Annotated in this window: 15 protein-coding genes; 3 read left to right on the forward strand and 12 right to left on the reverse strand. The window is 65.3% G+C overall.

The annotated features are described in order from the left end of the window. Positions 1-26: 26 nt before the first annotated feature. A complete protein-coding gene (locus H3H37_RS16340) occupies positions 27-1202 on the reverse strand; it encodes an acyltransferase family protein (protein ID WP_182164367.1) in 1176 nt (391 codons plus the stop codon). A 292-nt stretch (positions 1203-1494) separates the two neighbouring features. Here H3H37_RS16340 and H3H37_RS16345 point away from each other — a divergent pair, with 292 nt between their 5' ends. Together H3H37_RS16345 and H3H37_RS16350 are read left to right on the forward strand one after the other, a co-directional pair. Further along, a complete protein-coding gene (locus tag H3H37_RS16345; protein WP_182164369.1) occupies positions 1495-2199 on the forward strand; it encodes a hypothetical protein in 705 nt (234 codons plus the stop codon). Beyond that, complete coding sequence (locus tag H3H37_RS16350; RefSeq protein ID WP_182164371.1) at positions 2200-2760, forward strand: FlgO family outer membrane protein; 561 nt, start codon at positions 2200-2202, stop codon at positions 2758-2760. Here H3H37_RS16350 and H3H37_RS16355 read toward each other — a convergent pair whose 3' ends face one another. The 7 genes from H3H37_RS16355 to ppsA form a co-directional block, all read right to left on the reverse strand. Continuing rightward, a complete protein-coding gene (locus tag H3H37_RS16355; protein ID WP_182164373.1) occupies positions 2761-3612 on the reverse strand; it encodes an NAD-dependent protein deacetylase in 852 nt (283 codons plus the stop codon). Positions 3613-3635: 23 nt separating this feature from the next. After that, positions 3636-3884 carry a DUF1272 domain-containing protein gene (locus tag H3H37_RS16360; RefSeq protein ID WP_182164375.1) on the reverse strand — a complete coding sequence of 83 codons (249 nt, stop codon included), beginning with the start codon at positions 3882-3884 and terminating at the stop codon, positions 3636-3638. A gap of 40 nt (positions 3885-3924) precedes the next feature. After that, positions 3925-4815, reverse strand: a complete 891-nt coding sequence (locus tag H3H37_RS16365; RefSeq protein ID WP_182164377.1) for a DMT family transporter — start codon at positions 4813-4815, stop codon at positions 3925-3927. Between the two features lie 57 nt (positions 4816-4872). Further along, entirely contained in the window at positions 4873-5283 is a 411-nt protein-coding gene (locus H3H37_RS16370; RefSeq protein WP_182164379.1) for a DUF4259 domain-containing protein, read from the reverse strand. A 154-nt stretch (positions 5284-5437) separates the two neighbouring features. After that, the gene (locus H3H37_RS16375; protein ID WP_182164381.1) at positions 5438-6358 is read right to left on the reverse strand and encodes an SPFH domain-containing protein; all 921 of its coding nucleotides are present in this window, start codon (positions 6356-6358) and stop codon (positions 5438-5440) included. A gap of 37 nt (positions 6359-6395) precedes the next feature. Then, complete coding sequence (locus H3H37_RS16380) at positions 6396-6821, reverse strand: NfeD family protein (RefSeq protein WP_182164383.1); 426 nt, start codon at positions 6819-6821, stop codon at positions 6396-6398. Between the two features lie 215 nt (positions 6822-7036). Next, positions 7037-9475 (reverse strand): phosphoenolpyruvate synthase, encoded by a 2439-nt coding sequence (ppsA, locus tag H3H37_RS16385; protein ID WP_182164471.1) that lies wholly within the window; start codon positions 9473-9475, stop codon positions 7037-7039. Between the two features lie 164 nt (positions 9476-9639). Here ppsA and ppsR point away from each other — a divergent pair, with 164 nt between their 5' ends. After that, entirely contained in the window at positions 9640-10491 is an 852-nt protein-coding gene (gene ppsR, locus H3H37_RS16390; RefSeq protein ID WP_182164385.1) for a posphoenolpyruvate synthetase regulatory kinase/phosphorylase PpsR, read from the forward strand. A 25-nt stretch (positions 10492-10516) separates the two neighbouring features. Here ppsR and H3H37_RS16395 read toward each other — a convergent pair whose 3' ends face one another. The 4 genes from H3H37_RS16395 to lpxB form a co-directional block, all read right to left on the reverse strand. Further along, positions 10517-11716, reverse strand: coding sequence for an EAL domain-containing response regulator (locus H3H37_RS16395; protein ID WP_182164387.1), 1200 nt, complete (start codon positions 11714-11716; stop codon positions 10517-10519). A 125-nt stretch (positions 11717-11841) separates the two neighbouring features. Next, positions 11842-12627: a TrmH family RNA methyltransferase gene (locus H3H37_RS16400; RefSeq protein WP_182164389.1), complete on the reverse strand. Its 786-nt coding sequence runs from the start codon at positions 12625-12627 to the stop codon at positions 11842-11844. Positions 12628-12631: 4 nt separating this feature from the next. Further along, a complete protein-coding gene (gene rnhB, locus H3H37_RS16405) occupies positions 12632-13270 on the reverse strand; it encodes a ribonuclease HII (protein WP_182164391.1) in 639 nt (212 codons plus the stop codon). A gap of 9 nt (positions 13271-13279) precedes the next feature. Further along, positions 13280-14407 (reverse strand): lipid-A-disaccharide synthase, encoded by a 1128-nt coding sequence (gene lpxB / locus H3H37_RS16410; RefSeq protein ID WP_182164473.1) that lies wholly within the window; start codon positions 14405-14407, stop codon positions 13280-13282. Between the last annotated feature and the right edge of the window lie 4 nt (positions 14408-14411).

Genomic DNA, 14411 nt, shown 5'->3' on the forward strand with positions numbered 1-14411 from the left:
CGCCGCGCTGCAGCGCTCGTATCAGGTCAGGCCGCCCGCTGCTGGCCCGGACTTCCCTGCCCCGTCGCAGCGGCGCCGGATTCGGCAGGGAACCAGCGGGCGCGCGCCCGCATGAATGGCGTTTCCACCAAACGGTACAACAACCAGCCACCGAGCAAGGCGGCCGCCAGCACCAGCGCGATGCCGGCCGGCGCATCGGTATCGACCTGCCAGCGGCCCAGCGGTTCCAGCACCAGCTTGTAGATCGGCTTATGCGCCAGGTAGAGCGCGTACGACCACAAGGCCAGTTGTTCGGCGCCGGGGACGCGCACGCGATGCAGCAGGCTGTTGGGGCTCAGCGCTGCCAGCGTGAGCACGGCGAAGCTGGCAGCCAGCAGCGGATAGCCAAACGTCATCATGGGGAACGTGAAACCATAGTCGTCGACCTGGTAGTGGTGCAGGAACAGGTAGACCATGGTGGACAGCGCCGCCAGGCCGGCCACCAACAACGCGTTACCGCGCCGCAGGATGGCCTGATATAGCCCGCCATGGAAATTCTTGAGCAAGGCGATAGCCACGCCGGGCAGCAGTTCATCGAAGCGCGCGAAGCTCGAATAGTAGACATGGACGGCGAAATCGACATCGCTGATGGTATTGCGACCATGCGCCATCCACGCCCAGCCCCGCACCACCATGCCTGCCACAATGGCGCCGACTAGCACCAGCCAGCCCCACTGCAACGCATGGCGGCGGGCCGCGATCAACAGCGCCGCCAGCGGCAGGATCATGTAGAACTGCTCTTCCACGCACAGCGACCACGAATGGGAAAACGTTTCGCCAAAATGCAGGCCGATATTCTGGGTAAAGGTCAGGAAGCGCCACAGTGGCGCCGTATGCGATCCGCCCAACTGGGCCGGGAGCGACAGGTACAGCGCCAGCACGACGAGGTAGTTGGGCACCGTGCGTAGCAGGCGGCGCGCGAAGAAGGTCGGGAGCGAGAACGATGCGCCGCGCGCCAGCGGCGACAGGATCTGGTTGCCGATCAAATAGCCGCTCAGCACAAAGAACAGGTCGACGCCCATCCAGCCCATGTTGGTGAGGAAACCAAACGTGGCCTTGTGGCTGACCACCACCGAATAATGTGACATCAGGACCAGCACGATGGCGCAGGCGCGCAGCGTGTCCAGTCCATCGATACGGCGTGGCGCCAGGGGTGTGCTCATCGCGGGGATTCCATGGTTTGGGGAGCCGGCATGCTGTCACAATCTTGCCAAATTCTCAAGGTATTTTTGCAGCGGCGCCACGGTCAACACAAAGGCGGCAAACCCGCGTATTCTAGCGCTTGCCGGCTGATGCGCCCGGCGTTGTACGCGAGCGAAAACCGGTGCGTTTTGTCGTGCGACGAATTTCCAATCAGCAACATCCATGCTACACTGCGGCAGGATAGTTCCATGCGGCCCATGCGGCGCCGGAACGCAATAATGACGATGCAACCCAGACGATGACGAGGCCAACATGGTGCTGAAAACCGCAGCGGCGATAGGAGCGGGCCTGGTGGTGGCCGCAAGCGTGGCCGGGTGTGCGGCGCGCTACACCCCCACGCCGCTGGCCACCAATTTTCCCGTATCGAAGCAGCCCAAGCTGCAGGCGGCCGAGCACTGGGCCGTGATCGCCGGCCATCTCGAAAAACAGTTGAAGGAGGCGCTGGCCAAGCAGCCGCCTCGCCCGCTCTACATCGCCGATGCTGCGCCGGCGACGCCGTTCCAGCGCGCCCTGACGGCGCAGTTGATCACGGCGCTGGTCAACGACGGCTATACCGTATCGCGCACGGCGCCCGGTTCGCTCAAGGTGGAACTGGACATGCAGGCCGTGACCTTCAGCGCCAACCGGCCCCAATACCGCTACCACGGCGAACATGCGGCGCTGGCGTCGGGCGTGTGGGTGCTCAGCGAGATCGACTTGCCGCCGCTGGCCGTGGTGGCCGCCGGCGTGGGCGCCTACGATTCCTACAACTGGTTCAACGACCAGTTCGCGCCGGGCGCCACGCCGCGCACGGAGATCATCCTCACCATCTCGGTCACCGACCAATACCGCTACCTGGCCCGCAACAGCTCGGCCTATTACGTGGCCGACAGCGACCGTCCGCTGTACGGCATCGTCGACGTGGAGCCGGAAGCGCCCAAACTGACCCGCATGTTCAAGGTGCGGGGGGACATGTAAATGCCTAAACTGCTGAACCGCCTCGCCACCACTTCCCTGCTCGCCCTGCCCTTGCTACTGGCTGGCTGCTCGTCCGCGCCGCCCAAGGATGAGGCGAACTACGCCACCATCTCGTCCAACCAGTTCATCGAATCGAACTACAAGGCGGCCGACGCGCTGATGCATCAGCTGAGCGGCAAGCTGGCCACCGACAAGCCGCTGATCATGGCCACCGTCGTCAACATTGACGCGCTGGAGCAGACCACCACGCTGGGCCGGCTCGTGTCGGAACAGATATCGACCCGGCTGGCCCAGGGCGGCCTGTCCATGCTGGAGATGAAGCTGCGCAATTCCGTCTACCTCAAGCGCAACCAGGGTGAATTGATGCTCACGCGCGAGATCGGCGAAGTGGCGCAAAGCCACAATGCGCAAGCCATCGTGGTCGGTTCCTACGCCGAGACCAGCGACATGGTGTTCATCAACCTCAAGGTGATCCAGCCCAACACCAACTACGTGCTGGCCGGCCAGGACTATGTGCTGGCCAAGGAAGGCATCGTGCGCTCCATGCTGCTGCGGAACTGATCAGGTCAGCAATTGCGCGAGGCGCGGCAGCATGTGCTGTGCGCCCGCTTCCACCTTGAAATCGAGCAGATCGTCGGCCCGCGTCTTGCCGATGTTGAGCGCCACCACCGGCTTGCCCGCCTCCGCCGCCAGCCGGCAGAAGCGGTAGCCGGAAAACACCATCAGCGACGACCCCACCACCAGCAAGGCATCCGCCTCGTGCATCAGCTGCAGCGCGTCGGCGCTGCGCTGGGGCGGGATGTTATCGCCAAAGAAGACCACGTCCGGCTGCAGCACGCCGCCACACTGGACGCAATCGGGCACCCGGAAGTGTTCCAGCGCCGCCGGCTCCAGTTCCGCGTCGCCGTCGGGCAGTGGCCGGGCGCTGGCGCCAGCCAGCCCGGGGTTGTCGCGCACCAGCCGGTGCTGGATAGCCGCCCGCGCATGGCGCGCGCCGCAATCGAGACAGATGACGTCGTGGATATTCCCGTGCAGTTCGATCAGCCGGCGACTACCTGCCCGCTGGTGCAAGCCATCCACGTTCTGCGTGACCAGCGCGCCCAGGTAGCCGCCCTGCTCCAGCTGCGCCAGCGCCACGTGGCCGGCGTTCGGTTCGGCCTGCGCCAGCGTGGGCCAACCCACCAGGCTGCGCGCCCAGTAGCGGCGGCGCACCGCGTCGGAGCGCCGGAATTCCGGTCCCTGCACGGGCTGGCGCCCGCGCCGCACGCCCTCCTCGTCGCGGTAGCCGGGGATGCCGGAGGCCGTGCTCATGCCCGCGCCCGTCAACGCCAGCACGCTGGCGTGCGCGCGCAGGAAGGCCGCCAGCCGTTCCAGCTGCTCCTGCTCATCGGTCATTGCGCGCACGCCGTTCATGTCGCGTCCCTGGACGGCCAGCGTCAGGCGGCCTTGCCGCAGCCGGCCGGCTTGACCACGCGCTCGGTGGACGGCGGGTTGTTGGCCAGCCTGGCGGCCGGTCGCCGTGGACGGCGTACGAATTCGCCGCCGCAGTTCGGGCACACGCCACCGAGCACGCCGTCGGCGCAATCGGCGCAGAACGTGCATTCGAATGAACAGATGCGCGCCTCGGTGGAATCGGGCGGCAAATCCTTGTCGCAGCATTCGCAGCCAGGTCGCAATTGCAGCATCGGCAGCTCCTCTCATGGTGATGATCAGAGCTTATTGTAATTATCTTTGCGGCGGCGCGCCTGTCCGTTTTTTCAGGATGACGAGGGCGATGCCGCCCAGGATGGCGGCCGAGGCCAGCACCAGCCGCAGCGTGAGCGCCTCGCCCAACAGCGCCACGCCGCCCAGCGCCGCGATCACGGGCACGCTCAGTTGCACCGTGGCCGCGCTGGTGGCCCGCAGCGATGGCAGGACCGCGTACCAGAGCGCGTAGCCCATGCCCGAGGTGATCGCGCCGGACGCCACGGCGTACAGCAGGCCCGCGCCATCCAACCGCACGCCATCCGTGCCGGCCAGCGCGATGGCGGCGCTCATGGCCACCGCGATCGGCGCGGCGCGCATGAAATTGCCCGCCGTGACAGCCGTGGCGTCGCGCGCCCCTTTGCCGCGCAAGGAATAGACGCCCCAGGCGACGCCGGCGCCCATCATCAGCAGCGCGCCACCGAGCGGTGGCGCCGTCAGGCCCGGCAGCAGCATGCCCACCAGCCCGGCCAGCGCCAGCAGCAGCCCGGCCAGCTGGCGCGGCGCCAGGCGTTCGCCGGCAGCGATGCCACGTCCTATCATGGTGGCCTGCACGGCGCCGAACAGCAGCAGCGCGCCGCTGGCGGCGGCCAGGTTCACGTAGGCGAAGGAAAACCCGGCCGCGTACGCATACAGGGCCAGCGCGGACAGCCAGTTGCCGCGCCCGGCCGGCGACGCCTGGGCGCCCGATGCGCCCGATGTGCGCAAGCGCACGATCAGCCACAGCGCGAGCGCGCCGGACACCAGGCGCACGGTGGTGAAACTGGCAGGATCGATGGCCGTGTGTTTGAGCGCCACCCGGCACAGCAAAGAATTGCTGGCGAAGGCGATCATGGCGATGATGGTCAGCAGGACGATGCGGGCAGCGGGCATGGACTCTCTCGTGAAGTTGGATGGACAGTGCCCGCGCAGACTGTCACAGCGAGCTTGCTACAGGCTGACACGCCCCCTGAGTTCTTCCACGGCAGCGCGCCAGTCATCGTAATGCGCAGTCTCGGCCCATAGCTGGCGCAGCTCCGATTGCTCCGACAGGATGCGGTCGATCACGCGGTGCGCCTTCTCGGCCAGGTCCTTGCGCGCCCGCTGCGGGTGCTCGGCGATCCACAGGTCGAGGATTTCGGTATCGTCGTCGCGCAGTCCCCAATGGCCCTGCAGGCGCGCGATGACTTCGATCGCCACCAGCGCCTCGGCCGCATACGGCGCCTCCAGCACGTCGCCTTCATGGCCGAGCGCCGTATCGAGCGTGTTCTCGACCGCTTCCATGTTGCGCGTCTCCTGCAAGTCCTCGGCCCAATCCTGCGCGTAGTCGTTGCCGAAGGCGTGCGTTGCCCATGTTCCCATCGTGTTCTCCTGACCAGGGGTCGCCCTGGCTTAAAGGGTCTGCCCCTCGGGTCTGCCCCTGGTTTTCATGTCCGTACCGATGCCATGTTCGGCATTGCGCTGCGTAAAACCGGGGTCAGACCGCAAGGGTCAGACCCCAAGCCCCCAGACCGCGCTACTTCTGCGACTTCACCACCTGCATGGCAGTGGCGATCAGGCCGCTCATGTCGCCCAGGTTGGCCGGGATGATGACGGAATTGTTGGTCTTGGCCAGTTGCGCGAAGGCGCCCACGTACTGCTCGGCCACCTTGAGGTTGACGGCGTCCGCGCCGCCCGGTTCCTGGATCGCCGCGCCCACTTCGCGCAGCGCGCTGGCGGTGGCGTCGGCCAGCGCCACGATGGCGGCCGCCTGGCCTTGGGCGCGGTTGATGGCGGCCTGCTTCTCACCTTCCGAGCGGGCGATGGCCGCTTCCCGTTCACCGCTGGCGATGTTGATCTGCTCCTGCTTGCGGCCTTCCGAGGCGGCGATCAGCGCGCGCTTTTCCCGTTCGGCCGTGATCTGCGCCTGCATGGCGTGCAGGATTTCCTTGGGCGGCGTGAGGTCCTTGATCTCGTAGCGCAGCACCTTGACGCCCCAGTTGGCGGCCGATTCATCGATCGCGTTGACGATGGCGGTGTTGATGTGGTCGCGCTCCTCGAAGGTCTTGTCCAGCTCCATGCGGCCGATCACGGAACGCAGCGTGGTCTGCGCCAGCTGGGTGATGGCGGCGATGTAGTTCGACGAGCCGTAGGAAGCGCGCATCGCGTCCGTGATCTGGAAGTACAGGATGCCGTCCACCTGCAGCTGGGTGTTGTCCTTGGTGATGCAAACCTGCGGCGGCACGTCGAGCGGGATCTCCTTGAGCGAGTGCTTGTAGGCGATGCGGTCGACAAACGGGATCACGATGTTCAGACCCGGCCCCAGCGTGGCGTGGAATTTGCCAAGCCGCTCGACCACCCACGCGTGCTGCTGGGGGACGACATTGATGGTCTTGAACACGAAGACCAGCGCCAGGATGAACAGGATGAGGCTCACATTGCCGATGCCGAATTCCATACAATTTCTCCGCTTGTTATTGGTAGGTTGTTCTTGCTCAGGGTGCGACGATGAGGCGGCTGCCCCGCACTTCGCGTATCGTGTACTGCCCGGGCGTGGCCGGCGCGTGCGCGCCCGGCGCCAGCTCCACGTCCCACTGCGCGCCGCGGTACATTACGCGCGCCGTGCCGTCCTGCCACTGGGGCACGTTGACGGTCTGGCCGATGTCGAGGTTGACGTTAGGATCGCGCGCCGGGTCGCCGCGCGTGGGGCGACCGAACTTGCTGCGCCGGAGCACGGCCGTGGCCACCAGGCCCACCAGCGCCGCCACCATGGTCTGCGCTGGCGTGCCGGCGCCCGCCAGCGCGGCCAGCGCGCCCGTGGCCAGGCCGATGGCGATCATCAGCAGGTAGAAGGTGCCGGTAAACAGTTCCAATATCGCCGTGGCGCCGGCCGCCACCAGCCAGAAGGTCCAGTCAGCCATGATGTGTTCTCCGTTCAAAAATGCAAAAACCCCCGCCGCCCGGCTGGGCCACGAGGGTTCTTGCTGCGATGTGGTCGGTATTAATGGTGGTTGGTCTTGCGTTTCAATACCTTCAGTCTAACGCAATTCATGCAGGCGTCAACATCTTTGTTAATTCGACAAAACCAGAACCAGGGTCAGACCCCGGAAGGTCAGACCCTATACCTGGACAGCGCTTACAGGCGGGTGGCCAGTTGCTGCCACGTTTCGACCACCGAGTCCGGATTGAGCGACATCGACTCGATGCCTTCGCTCATCAGCCACATGGCGAAGTCCGGATGGTCGGAAGGACCCTGGCCGCAGATGCCGATGTACTTGCCTTGTGCACGGCAAGCCTTGATCGCCATCGACAGCAGCGCCTTGACGGCCGGGTCGCGTTCGTCGAAGTCGGCTGCCAGCAGGGCCATGCCGGAATCGCGGTCCAGGCCCAGCGAGAGCTGGGTCAGGTCGTTGGAACCGATCGAGAAGCCGTCGAAGTACTGCAGGAACTGGTCGGCCAGGATGGCGTTCGATGGCACTTCGCACATCATGATCAGGCGCAGGCCGTTTTCGCCGCGCTTGAGGCCATTCTTGCCCAGCAGGTCCACCACTTTCTCAGCCTGGCCCAGGGTACGCACGAACGGCACCATGATCTCGACGTTGGTCAGACCCATGTCGTTGCGCACGCGCTTCATGGCCGCGCATTCCATCTCGAACGACTCGGCGAAGTCCGGCGACAGGTAGCGCGCAGCGCCGCGGAAGCCCAGCATCGGGTTTTCCTCGTCCGGCTCGTAGCGCGAACCGCCGATCAGCTTCTTGTACTCGTTGGACTTGAAGTCCGACAGACGCACGATGACCGGTTTCGGCCAGAACGCGGCGGCGATGGTGGCGATGCCCTCGGCCAGCTTGTCGATGTAGAAGGCTTTCGGCGAAGCGTGGCCACGGGCCACCGATTCCACGGCTTTCTTCAGGTCGGCGTCGATGTTCGGGTATTCCAGGATCGCCTTCGGGTGCACGCCGATGTTGTTGTTGATGATGAACTCCAGACGGGCCAGGCCCACACCGGCGTTCGGCACCGACTGGAAGTCGAAGGCCAGTTGCGGATTACCCACGTTCATCATGATCTTGGTCGGCAGCTTGGGCAGTTCGCCGCGCTGCACTTCCGTCACTTCCGTTTCCAGCAGGCCATCGTAGATCTTGCCCTCGTCGCCTTCGGCGCAGGACACGGTGACGAACGTGCCGTCCTTCAGCACTTCGGTCGCGTCGGCGCAACCGACCACCGCAGGCACGCCCAGTTCACGGGCGATGATGGCCGCGTGGCAGGTACGGCCGCCGCGGTTGGTGACGATGGCCGAAGCACGCTTCATCACCGGCTCCCAATTCGGGTCGGTCATGTCGGCCACCAGCACGTCGCCCGGCTGCACGCGTTCCATTTCCGAAGGATCGGTGATCACGCGCACAGGACCGGCGCCGATCTTCTGGCCGATGGCACGGCCCGAGGTCAGCACGGTGCCGCTCGACTTCAGCTTGAAGCGCTGCTGCGCATCGGTCGCCTTGTGCTGCGATTTGACCGTTTCAGGACGGGCCTGCAGGATGTACAGCTTGCCGTCGCGGCCGTCCTTGCCCCACTCGATGTCCATTGGGCGGCCGTAGTGGTTTTCGATAATGACGGCGTATTTGGCCAGTTCCACCACTTCGGTGTCGTTCAGCGAGTAGCGGTTGCGCTGCTCGACCGGCACGTCCACGGTGCGCACGGAGCGGCCAGCCTTGGCTTCTTCCGTGAATTCCATCTTGATCAGCTTGGAGCCGATGTTGCGGCGGATGACGGGCGACTTGCCCTTTTCCAGCATCGGCTTGTGGACGTAGAACTCGTCCGGGTTCACGGCGCCCTGCACCACGGTCTCGCCGAGGCCATAGCTGGAGGTGACGAACACCACGTCCTTGAAGCCCGATTCGGTGTCGATGGTGAACATCACACCGGCGGCGCCCAGGTCGGAACGCACCATGCGCTGCACACCGGCCGACAGGGCCACTTCAGCGTGGGTGAAGCCCTTGTGCACGCGGTACGAGATGGCGCGGTCGTTGTACAGCGACGCGAACACGTGTTTCATCGCGTCCAGCACGTTTTCGATGCCGACCACGTTCAGGAAGGTCTCCTGCTGGCCAGCGAACGAGGCGTCCGGCAAATCTTCGGCGGTGGCCGAGGAACGCACGGCGAACGACACTTCGGTCGACGAATCGGCCACCAGGCGGTGGTAGAACTCTTCGATTTCCTTGGCCAGGCGTGGCTGGAACGGCGTGTCGATGATCCATTGACGGATCTCGGCGCCGGCCGCGGCCAGCGCGCGCACGTCATCGATGTTCAGATGTTCGAGGCGATCGGCGATACGGTCGGCCAGCGACTGGCCACCGTCCACGCTGTACGACAGGAAGTCGCGGAATGCCTGGGCCGTGGTGGCAAAGCCGCCCGGCACACGCACGCCGGCACCTGCCAGCTGGCTGATCATCTCGCCCAGGGAGGCGTTCTTGCCGCCGACGGATTCCACATCCGTCATGCGCAGGTGCTCGAACGAGGCGACGTACACCGCCTCGCCGGGATTCCCCTGTTGTTGCTCCTTCAATGCTGCGTTGGACATACTGGTCATAATGACACCCTTACTTGAGATAGAAATCTTCACGCGAGGCGCCGACATTCAATCTTGTTATTCTTAGCGTCGTGCAGCACAATCTTACCGTTGGCAGACATTTTACAGCCTGCGGCGCAAATTGACGATTCACATTCCCCTAAAGCTCACTCCCAATGACTCAAGAACAACGCCAACCCCTGCCAAATGCGGCCCGTACCGTATTTTTTGTATCGGATGGCACCGGCATCACGGCCGAAACGTTCGGCCATTCCGTCCTCACCCAGTTCGATCTGCGCTTCCGCCAGGTGCGTCTGCCCTTCATCGACACGGTGGACAAGGCCCACGACGCGGCGCGCAAGATCAATGAAGCCTTCGCGACGGACGGCCAGCGCCCGATTATCTTTTCGACATTGGTGAAAGCCGACCTGTCGAAGGTGATCCGCCAATGCAAAGGCCTGCACATGGACCTGATCCAAACCTTCGTGGCGCCGCTGGAGCAGGAACTGGGCGTGAAATCGACCCACACCATTGGTCGTTCGCACAACATTGTCGATTCGGAGGAATACAAGAACCGCATCGAGGCCATCAACTTCTCGCTGGCGCACGACGATGGCCAGTCGCACAAGAACCTGGCCTCGGCCGATGTGATCCTGGTCGGCGTGTCGCGCTCGGGCAAGACCCCCACCAGCTTGTACCTGGCCATGCAGTATGGGATCAAGGCGGCCAACTACCCGCTGATTCCGGACGATTTCGAGCGCGGCAAGCTGCCTACGTCGCTTTACGCTTACAAGAACAAGATCTTTGGCCTCAGCATCACGCCGGAACGGCTGGCCGAGATCCGCAACGAGCGCCGCGCCGGCAGCAAGTACGCGTCCATCGAGAACTGCCGCTATGAAGTGAACGAGGCGGAGAACATGATGAAGCGCGAGAACATCCGCTGGCTGTCATCGACCACCAAGTCGATCGAGGAGATCTCCACCACCATCCTGCAGGAGATCAAGCCCAATCACCGCGGGCAGTACTGATCTGGCTGAGAAGGCGCCTACTTGATCAGAAGAAGTGGCGCCAGTCGTCCAGCCACGCCGGGAAGTCCTCCACCGGCATCGGCTTGGCGATGTAGAAGCCCTGGGCGTAGGTGCAGCCCAGTCCTTGCAGGAAGTCCCAGTCCTGCTTGGTCTCCACGCCCACGGCCACCGAGCGGCGGTCCAGGTTGCGCGCCAGTCCCAGGCAGGAACGCAGCACCACGCCGATGGCGGGCCGCCGGGAGGCGCCATCCACGAAGCTGCGGTCGATCTTCAGTTCCGAGAACGGGATGCGGGCCAGCAGTTGCAGATTGGAGCGCCCGGTGCCGTAATCGTCGATGGCCAGCCCGAAGCCCAGCATGCGCAGGCGCAGCAATCGCTCCAGGAAGTGCGGCTCCGTGGTCAGCACGGCCGATTCCGTCATTTCGAACGTGATGTAGTCGGGCAGGATGCGGTGCCGCTCCAGGCAGGCCGAGATCTGCGCCATGAACTGGGGATGGGCCAGCGTGCTCTGGTCCACGTTGATGGAAAACGAGATCGGGATACCCTGGTCGTGCAGCGTGCGGCAGGCCGCCACCGATTTCTCGATCATGCTCCAGTCGAGGAAATCGACGCGGTGGTTATCTTCCAGCGCCTGGATGAAGGCCTCCGGCCCCAGCACGCCGTATTCGGGATGGCGCCAGCGAGCGAACATCTCCAGTCCCTTCACCTGCCCCGTCTCCAGCTCGATCTTGGGCTGGAAATACGGATCGAACTGGCGCGCCTGCAAGCCGCGCCCCACTTCCGCGAACGTGAAGGTGCGCCCCGCCACGCCTTCGGGCGGCGCCAGCGGCACGGCAGTATAGCCTTCGATCAGTTCCGTCAGTCGCGTGGGCGGCACGGGCTTGGCGATGGTGCCCAGCAGGTTGATGCCATAGGCCAGCGCCATGGTCTCCACCGAGAACAGCACGGCATTGCTTTGCGCGCCGATGATGATGATGCCGGCGCGGCAGCGCGCCTCGGACAGGCGCCGGATCAGTTCCAGCCCGTCCATGCCGGGCAGCGCCAGGTCGATGATGCCGACGTCGACGGGCGGGTTGATGCCATCGTCGAAGTGGCGCAGCGCCGTGTGGCCATCCGGCACCTGGGTGATACGGCCCGCGCCCAGGTGGACCAGCACATCGGCCAGCGCCTGGCGTTGCGCCATCTCGCCTTCGGCCACCAGGAAATGCAACTGCCGGTTTTCCATGCCCACTCCGTTCAATTCAGATTAAGAAGTCATTTCAAAAAGCCCATGGCGTCGTTGTGGCGCCTCGCCGTGCATGCGCACTGTCTTCGTTGCCACGCCTAGCCATGGTCATTTTGAAACGACTTCTAGGCTTGATTCTGCCTGACCTGCTCAAAAAAGCAAACCGCCGCGCACGCGGCCACGTTGAGCGACTCCACCTGCCCCAGGTGCGGGATTACCACCTGGTGGCTGGCCAGCGACAGCAGATCGTCCGCCACGCCCTGCCCTTCATGGCCGAACAGCCAGGCCACAGGCTGGCGCAAGTCCACGTCATACAGGCGCTGGGTGGCGTAGCCGCTGGTGGCCAGCGTGGCGATGGTGGAACCGGACACCAGCGGCGCCAGGTCCACGTTCTCGTAGATGTCGAGCACGAAGTGGGCGCCCATGGCCGCGCGCAGCACCTTGGGCGACCAGCAGAACGCCGTGCCGCCGCTGCAATAGACCTGCTGGATGCCGGCCGCCGCCGCGCTGCGCAGGATGGAGCCGACGTTGCCGGGGTCCTGCACGTTATCGAGCAGCACGGCCGACACGGACAGCGGCGCCGTCACCACGCGCTCCGGCGTATCGATCAGGAACATCACGCCCACGCCATGTTCCACCTGGCTGACGGCGTTGTACAGCGCATCGGGCAGGCCCGTCACGTGCGCGTGCTGCGCTTCCAGCTGGCCCACGATGTCGGCCACTTCCGGGTTGTGCAGGGCCGATTCGCTGACGATGCACTGCACCGGCATGCCGCGCAGTTGCAGATAGGTCTGGCACAGGTGCACGCCGTCGAGCAGCGTGCGGCCGGCCTTGCGGCGCGCCTGCGAACTGCCGGCCAGGTGCTTGAGTTCCTTGTATTGCGCGTTGTCGCGCGAGGTGATGGTTTTCATGTTGTTATTCTTCGGTGAGGGATTGCGGGCCGGCCACCAGCACCGCGCGCACGGGCGCGAACGAGCGCCGGTGCACGGGCGAGGCGCCGAACTGGCGCAGCCGCTCCAGGTGCAGCGCCGTGCCGTAGCCCTTGTGCTGGTCGAAGCAGTACTGGGGATAGGCCGCGTGCAGCGTCACCAGCGCCGCGTCGCGCGCCGTCTTGGCCAGGATGGAGGCGGCCGAGATGGCGTCCACCTTGTCGTCGCCGCCAACGACGGCGATGGACTGGATCTTCATCACGGGGCAGCGGTTGCCGTCGATCAGGGCCAGCGTGGGCTGCACCTTCAACGCTTCCACGGCGCGCCGCATGGCCAGCATGGACGCGTGCAGGATATTGAGCTTGTCGATCTCCGCTTCCGACGCTTCCGCGATGGCCCAGGCCAGCGCATGCGCCTTGATCAGCGGCGCCAACAGGTCGCGCTTGGCTTCCGTCAGCTTCTTCGAGTCGCGCAAGCCGTCGATGGGGCGCGACGGATCGAGGATCACGGCCGCCGCGAACACGGGGCCGGCCAGCGGGCCCCGCCCGGCTTCGTCCACGCCGCAAATGATTTCATCGGGCGACGTGGGCAAGTCGTCGAAAAGGCCGGGCTGGTTGGCATTCACGGTGGGGCTTTACTGGGCGTTGATGACTTTGAGCACGGCGGCCGCGCTCTCCTGCGCGCTGTTGCGCAGCAGGCTGTGGTGCATGTCGGTGAAACGCTGGGCCAGGCGCAGCCGGTGCGGCGCGTCGCTCAGTTGCTGCCACATGGCGTCGGCCAGCGCTTCGGGGCTGGCCGCGTTCTGCAGCAGCTCGGGCACCACGAACTCGCGCGCCAGGATATTGGGCAGGCCGATCCACGGCTGGTAGCCGAAGTGGCGCAGGATGTGCCATTCGGCCGCCATCATCTTGTAGGCGATCACCATCGGCTTCTTGAACAGCGCCACTTCCAGCGAGGCCGTGCCGGAGGCCACCAGCACCGCGTCGGCGGCGCAGATGGCGGTGTGCGACTGGCCGTCGAGCAGCTGGATCTCCACGTCCTGCAGGCCGGCCTGCGCCACCAGTTCCAGGAAATACTGGCGCTGGCGTTCGCCGGCCATCGGCGCCACGAAGCGCAGCGAGCGGTCGCGCTGGCGCAACAGGCGCGCCGCGCCCACGAAGGCGGCCGTGTTGTACTTGATCTCGGACATGCGGCTGCCCGGCATGATGGTGACCACGTTGGCGTCTTCCGGCAGGCCCAGCGCGCGGCGCGCAGCCGCTTCGTCCGGTTGCACGGGAATCAGCTCGGCCAGCGGGTGGCCCACGTAGGTCACCGGCACGCCGGCGTCGCGGTAAATCTGTTCTTCGAACGGGAAGATCACCAGCATGTGCGAGACCGCCTTGATGATCTTCTTGATCCGCCCGCCGCGCCAGGCCCAGATCTGCGGCCCGATGTAGTGCACGGTGGGGATGCCGGCCGCCTTGAGCTGCATTTCCAGCCCCAGGTTGAAGCCCGGATAATCGGCGCCGATGAAGGCGGCCGGCCGCTCGGCCAGCAGCTGGTCGCGCAGCGCGTTCTGGATGCCCTTGATCTCGCGGTAGCGCGGGATCACGGCCAGCAGGCCGCGCACGGTGAGCTTGTCCATCGGCCAGTGCGACTCGAAGCCCTGCGCCATCATCGCCTCGCCGCCGATGCCGTGGAAACGGGCGTGCGGCAGCTGCGGGCGCAGCCCGGACAGCAGGCGCGCGGCCAGCACGTCGCCGGACGGCTCGCCGGCGACCATGGCG

The sequence above is a fragment of the Rugamonas brunnea genome, from assembly GCF_014042345.1.
Taxonomy (GTDB): Bacteria; Pseudomonadota; Gammaproteobacteria; order Burkholderiales; family Burkholderiaceae_D; genus Rugamonas; species Rugamonas brunnea.

What these genes read in the sequence shown, in the direction of transcription:
- H3H37_RS16340 (WP_182164367.1), bottom strand. Translation starts at nt 1,202, where the DNA reads ATGAGCACACCCCTGGCGCCACGCCGTATCGATGGACTGGACACGCTG.
- H3H37_RS16345 (WP_182164369.1), top strand. Translation starts at nt 1,495, where the DNA reads ATGGTGCTGAAAACCGCAGCGGCGATAGGAGCGGGCCTGGTGGTGGCC.
- H3H37_RS16350 (WP_182164371.1), top strand. Translation starts at nt 2,200, where the DNA reads ATGCCTAAACTGCTGAACCGCCTCGCCACCACTTCCCTGCTCGCCCTG.
- H3H37_RS16355 (WP_182164373.1), bottom strand. Translation starts at nt 3,612, where the DNA reads ATGAACGGCGTGCGCGCAATGACCGATGAGCAGGAGCAGCTGGAACGG.
- H3H37_RS16360 (WP_182164375.1), bottom strand. Translation starts at nt 3,884, where the DNA reads ATGCTGCAATTGCGACCTGGCTGCGAATGCTGCGACAAGGATTTGCCG.
- H3H37_RS16365 (WP_182164377.1), bottom strand. Translation starts at nt 4,815, where the DNA reads ATGCCCGCTGCCCGCATCGTCCTGCTGACCATCATCGCCATGATCGCC.
- H3H37_RS16370 (WP_182164379.1), bottom strand. Translation starts at nt 5,283, where the DNA reads ATGGGAACATGGGCAACGCACGCCTTCGGCAACGACTACGCGCAGGAT.
- H3H37_RS16375 (WP_182164381.1), bottom strand. Translation starts at nt 6,358, where the DNA reads ATGGAATTCGGCATCGGCAATGTGAGCCTCATCCTGTTCATCCTGGCG.
- H3H37_RS16380 (WP_182164383.1), bottom strand. Translation starts at nt 6,821, where the DNA reads ATGGCTGACTGGACCTTCTGGCTGGTGGCGGCCGGCGCCACGGCGATA.
- ppsA (WP_182164471.1), bottom strand. Translation starts at nt 9,475, where the DNA reads ATGTCCAACGCAGCATTGAAGGAGCAACAACAGGGGAATCCCGGCGAG.
- ppsR (WP_182164385.1), top strand. Translation starts at nt 9,640, where the DNA reads ATGACTCAAGAACAACGCCAACCCCTGCCAAATGCGGCCCGTACCGTA.
- H3H37_RS16395 (WP_182164387.1), bottom strand. Translation starts at nt 11,716, where the DNA reads ATGGAAAACCGGCAGTTGCATTTCCTGGTGGCCGAAGGCGAGATGGCG.
- H3H37_RS16400 (WP_182164389.1), bottom strand. Translation starts at nt 12,627, where the DNA reads ATGAAAACCATCACCTCGCGCGACAACGCGCAATACAAGGAACTCAAG.
- lpxB (WP_182164473.1), bottom strand. Translation starts at nt 14,407, where the DNA reads ATGGTCGCCGGCGAGCCGTCCGGCGACGTGCTGGCCGCGCGCCTGCTG.